Annotated in this window: 1 pseudogene; it reads left to right on the top strand. The window is 21.1% G+C overall.

The annotated features are described in order from the left end of the window. Positions 1-49: 49 nt before the first annotated feature. Positions 50-237: pseudogene (locus EZH24_RS13845) on the top strand (hypothetical protein); the annotation flags it as partial.

Below are 237 nucleotides of genomic sequence, written 5' to 3'. Positions count from 1 at the left end.
AGACATTAAAGATAATCAAATAGATAAAAATTTTAAAATCTTCATAATAATGGATACAGATGATTGTACCGCTCAGCAAAAATCTGAATTTATAAATAAAAATATGTTCAAAAATCACTGGGCTTATAATTATATAGTACCAATATATAATGATGATAATTTAGAGAATGTATTAATTAAAGCCACAATAGAAGTAGAAAATAAAAAAGATTATATAAAAATATTTCCTACTGATAA

Origin of the sequence: Brachyspira catarrhinii (genome assembly GCF_005518285.1) — a bacterium.
GTDB classification, from domain to species: Bacteria; Spirochaetota; Brachyspiria; order Brachyspirales; family Brachyspiraceae; genus Brachyspira; species Brachyspira catarrhinii.
This window is presented reverse-complemented; position numbering and strand designations above follow the sequence as displayed.